This is a genomic window from Vallitalea sediminicola (assembly GCF_054408565.1).
The window spans coordinates 1-229 of sequence record NZ_BTPT01000411.1; the positions used below are offsets into that span (position 1 = coordinate 1).

A 229-nucleotide genomic window follows, 5' to 3' on the forward strand; every position below is an offset into this window, starting at 1 on the left:
CCAACAGCAGTCTATTATGACAATGAAAAAGATTCGCATATGATAAAGATTTATTTATCAAAAGATAAAAAATTGAAACAATCCCAATCTTATAAATTAAGAGCTATTACATTAAAGGACACCATGGGTAATGTACAACATGTAATAAAAACAAATCAATTTAATTTCACGTCCAGTAATTCAGTTGATATTTTTATCAATGAAGCCAAAATAATTGGAGATAAGACTA

1 protein-coding gene is annotated in these 229 nt (G+C 26.6%); it reads left to right on the top strand.

Annotated elements, in window-relative coordinates:
* Nucleotides 1–229, top strand: a 229-nt coding sequence (locus ACX6CF_RS27235; RefSeq protein ID WP_458788499.1) for a hypothetical protein, incomplete at both ends; no start/stop codon positions are given.